General features: G+C 61.5%; 18 protein-coding genes. 11 read left to right on the top strand and 7 right to left on the bottom strand.

Going from position 1 to position 13,993, the window contains the following annotated elements; all coding sequences use genetic code 11:
• The first annotated feature begins 3 nt into the window (after window positions 1-3).
• The 4 genes from recJ to ACZ2IA_RS12855 all read left to right on the top strand — a co-directional run bounded on the left by recJ (window position 4) and on the right by ACZ2IA_RS12855 (window position 4,681).
• Window positions 4-1,710 (top strand): single-stranded-DNA-specific exonuclease RecJ, encoded by a 1,707-nt coding sequence (gene recJ / locus ACZ2IA_RS12870; RefSeq protein ID WP_470292986.1) that lies wholly within the window; start codon window positions 4-6, stop codon window positions 1,708-1,710.
• 37 nt (window positions 1,711-1,747) lie between these two features.
• Window positions 1,748-3,370: a DNA recombination protein RmuC gene (locus ACZ2IA_RS12865; protein WP_470292985.1), complete on the top strand. Its 1,623-nt coding sequence runs from the start codon at window positions 1,748-1,750 to the stop codon at window positions 3,368-3,370.
• Window positions 3,371-3,649: 279 nt separating this feature from the next.
• Window positions 3,650-4,060 (top strand): VOC family metalloprotein YjdN, encoded by a 411-nt coding sequence (gene yjdN / locus ACZ2IA_RS12860; RefSeq protein WP_470292984.1) that lies wholly within the window; start codon window positions 3,650-3,652, stop codon window positions 4,058-4,060.
• A 189-nt stretch (window positions 4,061-4,249) separates the two neighbouring features.
• Window positions 4,250-4,681, top strand: coding sequence for an ACT domain-containing protein (locus ACZ2IA_RS12855; protein WP_470292983.1), 432 nt, complete (start codon window positions 4,250-4,252; stop codon window positions 4,679-4,681).
• A 46-nt stretch (window positions 4,682-4,727) separates the two neighbouring features.
• On the opposite strand, the gene ACZ2IA_RS12850 is transcribed toward ACZ2IA_RS12855, so the two are convergent.
• A complete protein-coding gene (locus tag ACZ2IA_RS12850) occupies window positions 4,728-5,057 on the bottom strand; it encodes a hypothetical protein (RefSeq protein WP_470292982.1) in 330 nt (109 codons plus the stop codon).
• A 164-nt stretch (window positions 5,058-5,221) separates the two neighbouring features.
• On the opposite strand from ACZ2IA_RS12850, the gene ACZ2IA_RS12845 reads away from it, so the two are divergent.
• Window positions 5,222-5,557 (top strand): glycine zipper domain-containing protein, encoded by a 336-nt coding sequence (locus tag ACZ2IA_RS12845; RefSeq protein WP_470292981.1) that lies wholly within the window; start codon window positions 5,222-5,224, stop codon window positions 5,555-5,557.
• A gap of 89 nt (window positions 5,558-5,646) precedes the next feature.
• Here the strand turns inward: ACZ2IA_RS12845 and ACZ2IA_RS12840 are convergent, their stop codons facing one another.
• Entirely contained in the window at window positions 5,647-6,060 is a 414-nt protein-coding gene (locus ACZ2IA_RS12840; RefSeq protein ID WP_470292980.1) for a DoxX family protein, read from the bottom strand.
• Window positions 6,061-6,452: 392 nt separating this feature from the next.
• On the opposite strand from ACZ2IA_RS12840, the gene ACZ2IA_RS12835 reads away from it, so the two are divergent.
• The 5 genes from ACZ2IA_RS12835 to ACZ2IA_RS12815 all read left to right on the top strand — a co-directional run bounded on the left by ACZ2IA_RS12835 (window position 6,453) and on the right by ACZ2IA_RS12815 (window position 10,911).
• A complete protein-coding gene (locus ACZ2IA_RS12835; protein WP_470292979.1) occupies window positions 6,453-6,668 on the top strand; it encodes a substrate-binding domain-containing protein in 216 nt (71 codons plus the stop codon).
• Window positions 6,652-7,275 (top strand): substrate-binding domain-containing protein, encoded by a 624-nt coding sequence (locus tag ACZ2IA_RS12830; RefSeq protein ID WP_470292978.1) that lies wholly within the window; start codon window positions 6,652-6,654, stop codon window positions 7,273-7,275. The genes ACZ2IA_RS12835 and ACZ2IA_RS12830 overlap by 17 nt, the downstream gene beginning before the upstream one ends.
• A 335-nt stretch (window positions 7,276-7,610) precedes the next feature.
• The gene (locus ACZ2IA_RS12825; protein WP_470292977.1) at window positions 7,611-7,904 is read left to right on the top strand and encodes a GYD domain-containing protein; all 294 of its coding nucleotides are present in this window, start codon (window positions 7,611-7,613) and stop codon (window positions 7,902-7,904) included.
• A 98-nt stretch (window positions 7,905-8,002) separates the two neighbouring features.
• The gene (gene pcaD, locus ACZ2IA_RS12820) at window positions 8,003-8,782 is read left to right on the top strand and encodes a 3-oxoadipate enol-lactonase (protein ID WP_470292976.1); all 780 of its coding nucleotides are present in this window, start codon (window positions 8,003-8,005) and stop codon (window positions 8,780-8,782) included.
• 878 nt (window positions 8,783-9,660) lie between these two features.
• Complete coding sequence (locus ACZ2IA_RS12815) at window positions 9,661-10,911, top strand: ammonium transporter (RefSeq protein WP_470292975.1); 1,251 nt, start codon at window positions 9,661-9,663, stop codon at window positions 10,909-10,911.
• A 678-nt stretch (window positions 10,912-11,589) separates the two neighbouring features.
• On the opposite strand, the gene ACZ2IA_RS12810 is transcribed toward ACZ2IA_RS12815, so the two are convergent.
• Window positions 11,590-12,087, bottom strand: a complete 498-nt coding sequence (locus ACZ2IA_RS12810; RefSeq protein WP_470292974.1) for a hypothetical protein — start codon at window positions 12,085-12,087, stop codon at window positions 11,590-11,592.
• Window positions 12,088-12,289: 202 nt separating this feature from the next.
• Between ACZ2IA_RS12810 and ACZ2IA_RS12805 the strand changes: the two genes are divergently transcribed.
• The gene (locus ACZ2IA_RS12805) at window positions 12,290-12,682 is read left to right on the top strand and encodes a helix-turn-helix domain-containing protein (protein WP_470292973.1); all 393 of its coding nucleotides are present in this window, start codon (window positions 12,290-12,292) and stop codon (window positions 12,680-12,682) included.
• On the opposite strand, the gene ACZ2IA_RS12800 is transcribed toward ACZ2IA_RS12805, so the two are convergent.
• From ACZ2IA_RS12800 to ACZ2IA_RS12785, 4 genes are all read right to left on the bottom strand, one after another.
• Window positions 12,670-12,795 carry a hypothetical protein gene (locus tag ACZ2IA_RS12800; protein WP_470292972.1) on the bottom strand — a complete coding sequence of 42 codons (126 nt, stop codon included), beginning with the start codon at window positions 12,793-12,795 and terminating at the stop codon, window positions 12,670-12,672. The genes ACZ2IA_RS12805 and ACZ2IA_RS12800 overlap by 13 nt on opposite strands.
• Window positions 12,796-12,904: 109 nt before the next feature.
• Window positions 12,905-13,075: a hypothetical protein gene (locus ACZ2IA_RS12795; RefSeq protein ID WP_470292971.1), complete on the bottom strand. Its 171-nt coding sequence runs from the start codon at window positions 13,073-13,075 to the stop codon at window positions 12,905-12,907.
• Between the two features lie 17 nt (window positions 13,076-13,092).
• Window positions 13,093-13,572, bottom strand: coding sequence for a hypothetical protein (locus tag ACZ2IA_RS12790; RefSeq protein WP_470292970.1), 480 nt, complete (start codon window positions 13,570-13,572; stop codon window positions 13,093-13,095).
• Window positions 13,569-13,976, bottom strand: coding sequence for a hypothetical protein (locus ACZ2IA_RS12785; RefSeq protein WP_470292969.1), 408 nt, complete (start codon window positions 13,974-13,976; stop codon window positions 13,569-13,571). Before ACZ2IA_RS12785 ends, ACZ2IA_RS12790 begins: the two co-directional genes overlap by 4 nt.
• Window positions 13,977-13,993: the final 17 nt, after the last annotated feature.

The following is a 13,993-nucleotide window of genomic DNA, read 5'->3' as shown; positions in this document are numbered from 1 at the left end:
ACTATGTCCCAGATCGTTGTACGCCCCATCCCCGATAGCGCCCGCCAGCGCCTACTGGCCGACGGCATCGAGCCCTTGCTCGCCCGGCTGTGCGCCGCCCGCGGCATCGAGAGCCCGGCAGAGCTCGACTGCAGCCTGACCATGCTGATCCCGTTCGGCCGGCTAAAGAACGCCGAAGCGATGGCGGTGCGCCTGGCCGACGCGATCGCCGCGCGCCAGCGCCTGCTGATCGTCGCCGACTACGACGCCGACGGCGCCACCGCCTGTTCAGTGGCGATGAAGGGGCTGTCCGCGCTCGGCGCGGTGGTCGACTTCATCGTGCCCAACCGCTTCGAGTACGGTTACGGCTTGACCCCGGAAATCGTCGAGCTGGCCTCGACCAAATCGCCCGACATCATCATCACCGTCGACAACGGCATTGCCAGCGTCGCCGGCGTCGAAGCTGCCAAGGCCCGCGGCATCGAGGTGCTGGTCACCGACCACCACCTGCCGGGCGACACCTTGCCCGACGCGCTGATCGTCAACCCCAACCAGCCCGGCTGCGAATTCCCGTCGAAGAACCTGGCCGGCGTGGGGGTGATGTTCTACGTACTGATGGCTCTGCGCGCCGAGTTGCGAAAGCGCGGCGTGTTCACCGCCGGGCGCGATTCGGCCAAGCCGGAGCCGAACCTGGGCGAGCTGCTCGACCTGGTCGCGCTCGGCACCGTCGCCGACGTGGTGCGGCTCGACCAGAACAACCGCATCCTGGTCGAGCAGGGCCTGCGCCGCATGCGCCTGGGCCGCATGCGCCCGGGCATCGCCGCACTGTTCCGCGTCGCCGGCCGCGCCGCGCACAAGGCGACGACGTTTGACCTCGGCTTCACGCTCGGCCCGCGCCTGAACGCCGCCGGCCGGCTCGACGACATGAGTCTCGGCATCGCCTGCCTGCTGTCCGACAGCGACGAGGTGGCGACGGGGCTGGCGCAGGAGCTCGACCGCCTCAACCGCGAGCGGCGCAGCATCGAGTCGGGCATGCAGGAAGAAGCGCTGGCGGTGCTGGCGACGATCGACCCGGCCGACCGCTACAGCCTGACGCTGCACCGCGACGACTGGCACCAGGGCGTGGTCGGCATCGTCGCCTCGCGGCTGAAGGAGCGCTTCCACCGCCCGGTGATCGTGTTCGCACCGGGCGACGAGGGCGAGATCAAGGGCTCCGGCCGCTCGATCCCGGGCTTTCACCTGCGCGACGCGCTCGACCTGGTCTACAAGCGCCACCCGGGGCTGATCGCCAAGTTCGGCGGCCACGCGATGGCGGCGGGCCTCTCCATCGCCGAGACGGACTTCGCCGTCTTCGCCGCCGCGTTCGAGCAGGTAGCGCGCGAGCTGATCGACGAGAGCCGGCTGACCCGCACCTTCGAGACCGACGGTAGCCTGAGCCAGCGCGAGCTGACCCTCTCTACCGCCGAGGCGCTGGCCGCGCAGGTGTGGGGGCAGGGCTTCCCCGGGCCGACCTTTACCGACCGCTTCATCGTCGTCAGCCAGCGCCTGGTCGGCGACAAGCACCTGAAGCTGCGCCTGGCCAAAGAGGGCGCCGAGTTCGACGCGATGCTGTTCAACCACAACGACTGGCTGCCCGACACCGTCGACGCGGTCTACCAGATCGTCGCTAACGAGTGGCAGGGCCGCAAGGAATTGCAGCTCTACCTGGACCACTGGCGCGCCGCCGACTGAACTCTTCGGCTAACGTTGGCCGAACAAGGGGAACACCATGATCGAAATAATCGTGACCGGCCTCGCCGGACTGCTGATCGGCGCGTTATTTGTCTGGCTGCTGCTGCGCGGCCAGAGCGCCACCGCCTACGAACAGGGCAAGGGCGAGGGTCTGGCCGAAGCCGCCATCCTGCAGACCCGCCTCGCCGGTGCCGAGGTGACGTCGGCCGAACAGCGCGAGCGGCTGCAGATCACTGACGAGCGCCTGCGCCTGACCCAGCAGGAACTGGCGCAGTGCCAGCAGCAGCTGGCCGGCAGCGCCAGCCGCGCCGACCGGGTGCCGCTGCTCGAGCAGGCGGTGGCCGAGCGCGACGGGGCGCTGGCACGGCTGGGCGAGGAACTGCGCAAGGCTGGCGCCGAGCTGGCGGCGCGGGTCGAGCAGGGCAAGCGCATCGCCCAGCTCGAGGCCGAGCTGGCCACAGTGCGCAGCGAATGCTCGCGCCTCGGCGACGAGATCACCCGGCTGACCGCGCGCGAACAGCAGCTGGCGACCACGCTGCAAAAGGAACAGGAACTCGCCAGCGAAAAGATGGCGCTGCTGATCGAGGCGCGCGACGCGCTGTCCAATCAGTTCAAGGCGCTGGCCAACGAGATCTTCGAGGAGAAGTCCAAGCGCTTCACCGAGCAGAACAAGGAAAACCTTGGCGGGCTGCTGGGCCCCTTGCACGAACGCATCCAACTGTTCGGCAAGCTGGTGCAAGACACCTACGACAAGGACTCGAAAGAGCGGCTGACGCTGGAAAACGAGCTGCGCAACCTGCAGAAGCTCAACACCCAGCTCGGCCAGGACGCGATCGCGCTGACCAACGCGCTGACCGGCGCCAACAACAAGGCACAGGGCAATTGGGGCGAGATGGTGCTGGAGAGCGTGCTGGAGACCTCCGGCCTGAGCCGCGGCCGCGAGTACGAGGTGCAGGTGTCCGATGTCGTGGAAACCGAGGAGGGCGGCTACAAGCGCTACCAGCCCGACGTGGTGATCCACCTGCCCGAAGGCAAGCAGCTGGTGGTCGACTCCAAGGTGTCGCTGAACGCCTACGTGCGCTACACCGCCGCCACCGACGAGCAAGAGCGTGAGGCCGAGCTGAAAGCCCACGTCGCCGCGCTGCGCCAGCACATCCGAACGTTGGCCGAAAAGCGCTATCAGGACCTCTACAAGCTCAACACGCTCGACTTCGTGTTCATGTTCGTGCCGGTCGAGCCGGCGTATCTCTTGGCGGTGCAGCAGGACATGAGCCTGTTCAACGAAGCGTTCGAGCGTCGCATCATGATCGTCGGCCCGAGTACCTTGCTCGCCACGCTTCGCACCGTCGCCAGCATCTGGCGCTACGAATACCAGAACCAGAACGCGATCGAGATCGCCCGCCAGAGCGGCGCGATGTACGACAAGTTCGTCGGCTTCGTCGACACGCTGGAGAAGCTCGGCAAGCAGCTCGCAACCACCCAGGACACCTACGGCACGGCGATGAAGCAGCTGTCGACCGGCAGCGGCAACCTGACCAGCCGCGCCGAGAAACTGCGCAAGCTCGGCATCAAGGCCAACAAGCAGCTGCCGACGCACCTGCTCGGCAACGAAGCGGACAGCCCGGACGGCGAGGACGAACTCGACGCGTTGGCCGAATAGGCCTTCGCCCCCGACACAGCGGCTTCGGCCGCTTTTTTTTTTGGTTCTTCATGGGATTGAGGGGACGCGAGTTTGGACCCGGCGGCGTCGAAGGGAAATGGGGGGCGTCCTACGCGATAGCGCCAAGCCGACGAACGGCGGCCCCTGCCCAGCGCCGCCCTGGCCACCCCAACCCGGCACCACGCATCACATTGACATGGCCATCACCGGCAAAACAGACTATGACGTCAGAGCAGCGCAAGTCATCATTTCTATAGACACCCCCATCAGGAGCCCATCATGCAGGTTCAGCCCTATCTGAATTTCTACGGCCGCTGTGAAGAGGCGCTCGAGTTCTACCGTCAGAAACTCGGCGCCGAAACCCTCTTCCTCATGCGTTTTAAAGAGTCCCCGGAAGCTGAGAAGACCCCGGCCGAATGGCAGGACAAGGTGATGCACACCACCTTCCGCATCGGCGATAGCCAGCTGATGGCGTCGGACGGCATGTGCAACAACACCGGCGCCCACCAGGGCTACAGCCTGTCAATCGACGCCGCAGATGCCACCGAAGGCAAGCGCCTGTTCGACGCGCTGGCCGACGGCGGCAACGTCACCATGCCGTATGGCCCGACCTTCTGGGCCCACGGCTTCGGCATGCTGACCGACCGCTTCGGCGTGCACTGGATGGTCAATGTGATGAAAGCCGAGTAAGCCGCCCCTCCGACGACGACAAGGCCCCGCTCGTGCGGGGCCTCCTGTTTGTGGCTTCCGCCGACAGAGGACGTCAATGGGTGCCCCCAGTTGGCTATCAGCTTCGCTAATCAGAATAAAAAACAATGCATTAGACTGATGGTCGCTGCGTCCACTACGCTGTCACTTTCTCCGCTCGAAAGGCTCACCATGTCCGGCATCACCGACCTCGCCGCACTGCTCGCCACCCTGACACCGTCGTTGCGCGACGAGGAGTACGTGTTCTGCACCCTCGCCAATACCACCTTGGCCGAACAGCTGGTGCTCAAGCCGCTGTGCACCTTCCGGGAGCCGGAAGGGCTGACCCTGATTCTGGAGAAATCGGCGGCCGAGGCACACGCCATGCCGTTCGAAACGGTGTTTCGCTGCATCACGCTGACCGTGCATTCCAGCCTGGAAGCCGTCGGCCTGACCGCCGCCGTGGCTCAGCGGCTGGCCGAACACGGCATCAGCGCCAATGTGATCGCCGCCTATTATCACGACCATATCTTCGTGCCGGCCGACAAGGCCACTCGAGCGTTGGCCGCGCTGCAGGCATTGCAGCAGGAAAGCAGTCGCGGGAGCTACGCTGATTTTTGTTAGCGGTGTCCAGGCCGGTTCGGCCAAGCTTTGTAGAAGGCAAGCCGACTCAGCGCAGGCTGACGAACTTGCCGACATTGGCCGCCATCGTGGCCTCGCTCAGGGTATCGCGTAGCAGCGGAATGTCGATCAGGCAGGTGGAGGCGGGGATGCCGGCGCGATTGAAACGCACCAGCACTTCATAAAGACTGATGAGCAGCGCGCAACGTGCCCGAACAATGGCCAACACGGCAGCATTCGGCGGAAACAACTCAGACCGTGGCACCTCGATGCGGCGCCAGCGTTCGCAAATCCTGATCGCGTCCAGGAGTGTCAGGTAACCATCCTGGAGCCGGCGCAAGTCCGCACTACTGGCCTCGCCGACATCATCCAGAGTCATCTACCAATGATAGGTCAGCGCTGGTCGCAAGCCAGTTTGCTCCCCAGAGCTGTGCCCCCTGTCGCCGATGCCACGGGGAAACAATTGCTAACAGTTCTTCACAAACGGTCATGCACAATCACATTACGATGGGATCAGAAAACATCGCTCTGGAGAACAAAACCATGAAAAACCGAACTCTGATCCCCGCCGCCTTATTGCTGGCCCTGACCGGTACCGCGTACGCAGGCGGCTCGACCGTTCTAGGGGGCGCCCTGGGCGGCGCGGCGGGTGCCGCCGTCGGCGAATCGGTCGGCGGACGCGATGGTGCCCTGATCGGTGGAGCCTTGGGCGGCGGCGTCGGCGCCGCGATCGGCCACGATTATGGCCGTGAGCCGTCGGTCCGCTACCGCGAACCGCGCCACTATGACCGTCCGCGCTATTACGACGACTGGGATGACGACCACCGCGGTCGCGGCTACTTCTGCCCGCCGGGGCAGGCCAAGAAAGGCCGCTGCTAAGAAGTTACTAAGCAAATTCCGCAGTCTGGCTCAACCCCAATTGATCGCACGACCTACAGCACAACTGTCTATCGCACCGCAACTCACGCTTATTTCTGCGTGATTGCGTACTTGCCGGGACCGGTCACAGCAAGCAACAGCAGCCCACCCATAATGCTGAGGTTCTTGTAGAAATTGATCCGGTTCGCGGCACGCGCTGCGCCCTCAAGCGTCCAGTAGTGATGGCCGATCAGGGCGGTGCCCAGCGTGAACAAGACAAAGAGCAACGCCAGCGGGCGCGTGAAGACGCCAACGACCAGCGCGATCGCGACGAAGACCTCCATCACGATCGCGATCAGCGTCGCCAGCGTGGGGAACGGTGCACCTAGCGACGCCATGTATTCGGCCGTGCCAGAGAAGTTGGTCAGCTTGCCCCATCCGGATAGCAGGAACAATGTCATCAGCAGCACGCGTGCCACCAGGATCAGTCCATCTTTGTTGCGCTCAGTCCAGTCACTCAACATAGCCTTTATCCTTTTTCATGAGTGGCACAACGAATGTCATGAAGTTGCGGGGCGTAGGACACGTCTGGCCGTGCCGCCGTCGCGGCGTCCGACACTGCATGACCGGCCATCTCACACCTGATCACGAAACCGTACCCCATAGACGCTTTATAAAAGGCAAGTTGCTGCGTTTCAAGCAACCATGACAAATGAATTTTCTAAGCACTTTTGCATGAGAACGCTAACAATACCGTGCAGAAATAAGCCGCCAGCAGCCTTCTTACTCTAATCAGGGCCGGGCATCGCTCGGCCTTTTTTGTCGGTCATTGCAAGTGAAGAGGGCGTACATCGTTATATATTATATTATATTACGTAAAGTGTATCGACCACCCAAACCAGGATCAGGATCAAGCATGCCCAACCCTTCTTTGCCCTCCCGCTATTGGCTCGCACTGGCGGCGCTCGGCCTAAGCTGCGCCACTCACGCGCAAGTTCCAGTCAAAGTGCTTGCCGCCGGCAGCCTAAGCGGCGCGCTCACCGCAGTGGCACAGCAATACAGCGCCGCCACCGGCGAAAGAGTGGAAACGGTGTTCGGCTCGGCCGGCCTGCTGCTTGAGCGCATTGAGTAGGGCGAAGCGGCGGATGTGTTTGCCTCGGCGAATATGGAGCAACCGCAACAACTGGCGCGCGAAGGCAAGACCGGCGTGGCAGTGGTATTCGTACGCAACCGAACTGTGCGCCACCGCACGCCCGGAGCTTAAGCTCACCACGCAGAACCTCTTAGCCAAGCTGCTGGACCCCGACGTCAAGCTCGGCACCTCCACCCCCAAGGCAGACCCTGGCGGCGATTACACTTGGCAGCTGTTCGCCAAGGCAGAGAAAGCGCGCCCCGGTGCGCAAGCCATCTTGGAAACCAAGGCGCAGACGCTGGTGGGCGGCCGCACCAACCCGGCGGTCCCGCCTGGGCAGGATGCGGTGAAATACTTCTTTGCGAAAAAAAGGGCGGACGTCTTCATCGGCTATTGCAGCCCACGCCAAACCACGCTGGACAACGGCGTCAGCAAGGTGGAATTGCCAGCGGAACTGGCCATCACCGCCAACTACGGCTTAACGGTGCTGAACCGGCCTGACCATGAGGCGGCCTACCGCTTTGCCCTGTACCTGCTGAGCCCCGAGGTGCAGAGTACACTTGCGACCTATGGTTTCATGCCGGTGACCACGCCGGCCAAGCCTTAAAGTCAGCCTCGGGGCTCGCCGGGCACGTTGCCGGTGGATACAACGCCCCCGCCAAATAGCATCAAATTAGCCAACCTGGGCCGAGCATCGCTCGGCCCTTTTGTCGGCCATTCCAGCGAACGAGCAGGGCGCATAACCACTTGCCGTTTCGTCGCCGAGCCGCGAGGCATTTCAGCTATGCTTACTGGGGCGCCAAACGTCGGACATCCCAGTCAAACAAGCCTTCTAAACCTTATCTTCAGGTCCCGACGCACCATTTAAAAGCCGGTCCGCTTTTGGCCCGCCAGACATCGACTCATCATTGTTAAGCCGTTTGCCTCCTAAGGAGCACAACCATGGCAACGTACATTCTTTTGGTGAATTTTACCGATCAAGGCATTCGCGCCGTAAAGGACACCACCAAGCGAGCCGAAGTCTTCCGAGAAATGGCGAAAAAACTGGGCGTCACGGTGAAAGACATGTACTGGACGCTCGGAGCCTACGATCTGGTCGTCACCGTCGACGCCCCCGATTCCGCAACCATCACCGCCGTTGGCTTAACGCTGGGCGCGGCCGGCAATGTCCGCACGCAAACGCTCACCGGGTTTTCCGCTGCCGAGATGGGCGGCATCCTCGACAAGATGCCTTAGACGCAAGGCCGCTGCCACGCTCCATCCCCACTGCTACGACATAAAAAAGGCCCCACGCGAAGTGGGGCCAAACGTCATGCTACCGCGGGAGCTGAATCATGCCCATCCTCAAGCTCGACCCGTATCACGTCCATTACGAGCTAGACGGCCCGGCCCAGGCGCCAGTGCTGGTATTGTCCAATTCGCTCGGCACCACGCTCGATATGTGGGCACCGCAACTCGACGCGCTGCGCTGGAAATTCCGCGTGCTGCGCTACGATACGCGCGGCCACGGCGAAACTTCAGTGATACCCGGGCCGTACCGGCTCGCTCAGTTGGGGCGCGACGTGCTGACGCTGATGGATGCGCTCGACATCAAACGCGCGCACTTTTGCGGCATCTCGATGGGTGGCCTGATCGGCCAGTGGTTGGGTGTGCACGCACCCAAGCGCCTGAACAAACTGATCATCAGCAATACCGCCGCACGGATCAGCACCGCCGAGGACTGGCAGGACCGCGCGCATCTGGTGCGCTCGGAGGGTATAGCGGAGGTGGCCGACGGCGCCGCCAGTCGCTGGTTTACGCCGGGTTTCATCCAGCACCAGCCGGAGCGGGTAGAAATGATGCTGCGCCAGCTACGCGCCAGCCCACAGGCTGGTTACGCCGCCTGCTGCGACGCGTTGGCCGAGGCCGACCTGCGCAACGAGATCGCTCGCATCGAGGTGCCACTCTTGGCTATCGCCGGCACACACGACCCAGTGACCACGCCGGCCGATGCGCGCTTCATCACCGAGCAGGTCAAGGGAGCCCGCTATGTGGAGCTAAATGCCTCGCACATATCCAACGTGGAAGCGTCCGACGCCTTCACCGAAGCGGTGCTACAGTTTTTGGCCGACTGATACGAGCGACCATACCAGGAAGATTCATACTGGCTGGCCAGCATGTTCCTTAGATCACAAAAAAAAGGCCCCACGCTAAGTGGGGCAAAACGTCATGCTACGAAAGGCAGAAACCCACGCTGATGGGTTGCGCCCATTCGAACGAATGAGCGACACCATGCTAACTAAATAACATTTCGCACACCATCGCATAAGTACCGAGGTATTTTCCGCACATGAACTGCCTGATCGACCCCGGCACGACCGGAGCCGGCAAAGTGTAGAGCAGGGCACGCGGACGCGCGCCCGGTGGGGCGACAAGAAGAAGCAACCGTCACGAAGCCGGCCACGGCCAGCTCAGCACCACCATCCGGCCCGGCGATCGTAGGCAAGTCAACGAGCAAGCTAGTTTCAGCAAGGCGTAATGCGCTATCGATACCTCGTCGAACAATGCTTGCTCAAATCACATCCAATTCATCATGGAAACAATTTCCATAAAGTTGCATTAATAGATATTTAATTGTCATCACGTGCTTGTAATTCACCCTATAAGTGCGATTATCAAAGTCACTGACAGTTAACGCTCTCGGCGTTTTTGCTCATCAGGCAACAAACTGGAAACGGCTTCCACAATTTCATACTCGCTAACAGATTCCCATGCTAGATTGCGGAGCCGCCTATCCAACTAGATGATTCGCTCCATGTTTCTTGAGGCCCACACGCTAAATAGAAACACCAGGGCTTATAGGTGTCTGCACAATCCAGAGATATAAGACGGGCCAGCTGTGCGGGGGCATAGCGGCCCAGCAACGAAGGGCATTCAGAAGCTCCAACCGCAGTAACGCGAAGCCTCTTAAATGTCACTTCACACAATGCATCCAAAAAACTGGAGACAACACATGAACGTACCTATCAACATAGGCAATACCGCATTCATGCTGCTATGCGCGAGCCTGGTCATGCTGATGACCCCGGGCCTCGCGTTCTTCTACGGCGGCCTGGTGGGACGCAAACACGTGCTGACCATCATGATCCAGAGCTTCATTTCGCTGGCTTGGACCACCGTGCTGTGGTTCATCTTCGGCTACTCGATGAGCTTTGGCCCGACCTGGCACGGCATCATCGGTGACCCGACCTACTACGCCTTCCTGAAAGGCATCACGCTGCAAACCATGTTTACCGGCAACGACGCCGGCATCCCGTTGATCGTGCACGTGGCCTATCAGATGATGTTCGCCATCATCACCCCGGCGCTGATCACCGGTGCGTTTGCCAACCGCGTGACCTTCAAGGCTTACTTCCTGTTCCTGACCGGCTGGCTCGTTCTGGTGTACTTCCCGTTCGTGCACATGATTTGGAGCCCGGAAGGCATCCTCGCCAAATGGGGCGTGCTGGACTTTGCCGGCGGCATCGTGGTGCATAACACCGCGGGCTTTGCCGCTCTGGCTTCAGTGCTGTACGTTGGCCGTCGTCAAATAGTGGAACATCGCCCGCACAACGTGCCGCTGATCGCTCTGGGTACGGGCCTGCTGTGGTTCGGCTGGTACGGCTTTAACGCCGGTTCCGAACTGCGCGTGGATGCGGTAACCGCTTCCGCCTTCCTTAATACCGACGTGGCCGCTTCTTTCGCCGCCGTAACCTGGTTGTTCATTGAATGGTCACAAGCCAAGCAGCCGAAGTTTGTCGGCCTGCTGACCGGCGCCGTGGCAGGTCTGGCGACGGTGACCCCGGCTGCTGGTTACATCTCCTTGGGTTCCGCCGCCATCATCGGCGTGCTGGCTAGCGTGGTGTGCTACTACGCTGTGGCCCTGAAGAACAAGCTGGGCTGGGACGATGCGCTGGACGTGTGGGGCGTGCACGGTGTGGGCGGCTTACTCGGCTCCATCCTGCTGGGCGTGTTTGCCTCCAAGGCTTGGAACCCGGCTGGCGCCGACGGCCTCTTGCAGGGCAACGCCTCCTTCCTGTGGAAGCAAACCGCAGCTGTAGTACTTTCCGGCATCTGGGCCTTTGTCTTCACCTACGCCATGCTGTGGCTGATCAACCTGATTACCCCGGTTAAGGTCGATCCGAGAGCCGAAGAGCAAGGCTTGGATGCAGAACTGCACGGCGAAGAGGCGTATCCTGACTACGCTGACCACATTGGTCACTAAGCCTTAGCGCAAGCATCACCTAGCCGGTGATCCCACGCTAAAAGAAACGGGTGGAAAGCTTTTAGCTTTCCGCCCGTTTCTTTTCTCCACTACCCGCAAACTCACCCTACAAACGCACACTTGGTGCCATTCGGCCAGCTCAGACAATTCCCTGACAACGTAGAATTAGAGCCGCTGAGAGGCATCGATAGCAACTGATATTCATCATTTCTTTTTAAAGAAAATAAAAAATACGGCCAACAAAATATACACAACAAAGAAGCTCGCATTAAAAAAATCACCAATAGAGTGAATTGATCCAAGCGAAAGCCAATTACAAGAAGCCTAATGATATATGGCATATTGATGTTGGGTGGATGGTGGTGATCAGGCGCCTTCAACCCGTGAACCCGCTGCTCGGGAGACTGCGCAAAGCGCGGCGGCCGTGGGTTGATCGGCTAGTGGAAGAAGAGACTTAAGGGCAACCGGGCAGGGTGGTTTTATACCCAGGTCCGGCTGCCCTGGCGGCGAGTCGTGGGGTGTGGGCAAAGCCCCGCGCATGCTTGACATTAAGGAGACCCACCTCAGGGGGCTGGGTATTGGACGGGTGACTGGTAATACCCGTCTTTTGTTTCATTTTGAAACACGCCCCCTTCGAAGAGCCTCCCGACGCACCCCGTCTTTAGTGCCAATTTGGCGCTATGGCAGGTCGAAATCTGGCCCAAAAATCCGGTTCAGCATCAGCCCGTAGCGGGCCTCGAGGGAGCACTGCGCCCGATAGAAATCGCGCTCGACCATCAGGCGTTCGATCAGCTCGGCTTGCTGTTCGGCCAAGCGGGCGGCGCGCCGGCAGTCGGGCAACCGCATGAATTCTGAAGCGTGCATGCTGACTCGGATGGCGGGCGACTCCAGGTGCTCGCCGCGCAGGCGGAATTTCCGCCACGGGCCGAACTGGGGGCCCAGCTCGGTCGAGGCGCGTTGCTGCAGGTACAGGTAAACCACCTTGGGCACTGGCTCGGCGCCGGATAGCCAAGCGTCCCATTGCTCGGGCGTGACGTCAATTTCGCGGCCTTTCTGGCGCTCGGGGTCGAACAGCAGGTTCGCTAGTTCATGCTGGTCACAGTGGTAGGTGGTGCGCGAGGCGATGCGACGACGTTTCATGGCGTCTTCGCCCATGACATCAAAATCATCAGGCATGGCGAATACATCCAAAACGCAACATACGCAGTTTTGCAGAGAGGAGGTGTTTTGAACGCCCAGAAGAGTGCCAAATCAACCATAAAATTTGACATAATATACATTACACGAACAAATATGCAGATCGGGCCACTTTTCGTAATTCATTCCAAAATGGCAGTCTTTTTCAAATTTCGGCTTTTTTGTAACGGATTGTAAAATCATGCGCTTTCCCCCGAAAAACCGTCGCACCCGTACCACAACCGACCCGGACGAATTCGCCGTGCTGCGTCACGGCCTGTCCGATGCCGCTTTGGCCACGCTGGCCGGCGTTGACCGCACCACCGCCAATCGTTGGCGGCGTGGGGTCAGCGCGGCGCCGTTCGCGGTGCTGGAGTTGCTGCGGCTGCGCCGGCATGGCGTGCTGCCGCGGGTGTGCGGCGCGTTCGCCGGCTTCCGGATAGCGGACGAGCGACTAATCCCGCCCGGCGCGCATTGGCAGGACGGCATTGCCGCTCGTGAGGTAAAGAACTGGTGGTTGCTGCGTCAGATAGTCGCCAGAACACGGAGGCCGTCCGAGGCTGGCGAGGTTCGGCCGACGCGCTACCAGCCGTAGCTATTGCGCGTGTAGCGGTCGGTACGCTGCTCGTGTCGGTCTATCAGCCAGTCGACCAGCAGGCTTGCCAGCACCGACGCCGCGACAGTCGCGACAAACAGGCTTAGCTTCATGCGATGGTCTCCATCTTGGTTTCGATCCGCGCCAGCCGCGATTCGATCTTTACCACGTAGATCAGCACCGGCAGATAGCTGGCGAAAATGGTCGCCATCTCTACCGCATTCACAGCGCGGCACCGCGTTCCGGCAGGAACACCGCCGCCACGCCGGCCAGCAGCGCCGGCACGGCGATGGACAGCGGCTGACCGGCGAAGATGCCCGCCGCGTTGCCGATGATGGCGGCGATACCGGCCGCGCTCGACGGTTCGGCCAGACGTTTGAAGATATTGCCCATGTCACATACTCCCTTGGTTAATGCAGCAGGCCCCCATAGCCGCCGCCGTACTGCTTGATGTCCTTGGCAATCTGGCTGTTCGCCGCCGCCTGGGCGGCGCTGGCCGCCTTGTTGCGGTCGTAGCCGTACCAGGTGAAGCCGTCCGTCGTGTGACCGGCAAGCTTGGCCTGTAGCGGCTTGTCGCCGAACCAGCCCGCCACCGTGTCGCGCACGCTGTTGACCGCGTCGATAGCCTGGCCGGCGTGGTCGTACAGCCAGACGCCCGGCAGCACGCCCGGAATCGCGTTGCTGACCACGCCGGCCGGCGCTTTCGTGACGACGTTATGCGCTGTCTGCGGCACGTCCTTGACCGCCTCACTGATGTGGTCAATCACGTCGACCACGCCGCCGGCCGCCTTGCGGTACAGCCACCACGCGACCAGACCACCGGCCGCGATCAGCCAGACGGTCGGCGGCACCACGCGCAGCCCCGCGCCGAGCTTGTCAGCGGCGCTCATCGACCGTTACCCGTGTTCCAGTACGGTTCGCCGTCGATCATGGTATAGGTCGCCCCCTGCGGGCCGCCCGCGTTGGCGAACTTGCCGGACGGCCCGCTGCCCGATTCGCCGTCTTTGCTAGTGAAAAAGCCGGCCTTCAGGTCATCCTGCATGGCGTTTCCCACGTCATCCCAGGTTGCTCCGGCCTGCTCGGCAAAGCGCTGAATCGCCCTTTTCTGCCGCGCGTCGGCGTTGTCGCCGCCCATCTCGGTTCCGAACAACTGGCGCACCGGCTCGAACAGGTCGCCGAGCTTTCCGGTGTCGAAGATCGGTTCTGAGCCGTGACGGATATAGGTCTGCGCCAGCAGCACGCCGGCGAAGCCCAGACCGGCGATTACCAGGAGGTTTTCTAGTTTGCTTGCCATACGTCCCCTTTCATGCA

Source organism: Crenobacter sp. CS_VA4 (genome assembly GCF_055597485.1).
The sequence above is the reverse complement of the archived record's forward strand: the minus strand, read 5'-3'. Positions and strand labels throughout refer to the sequence as shown.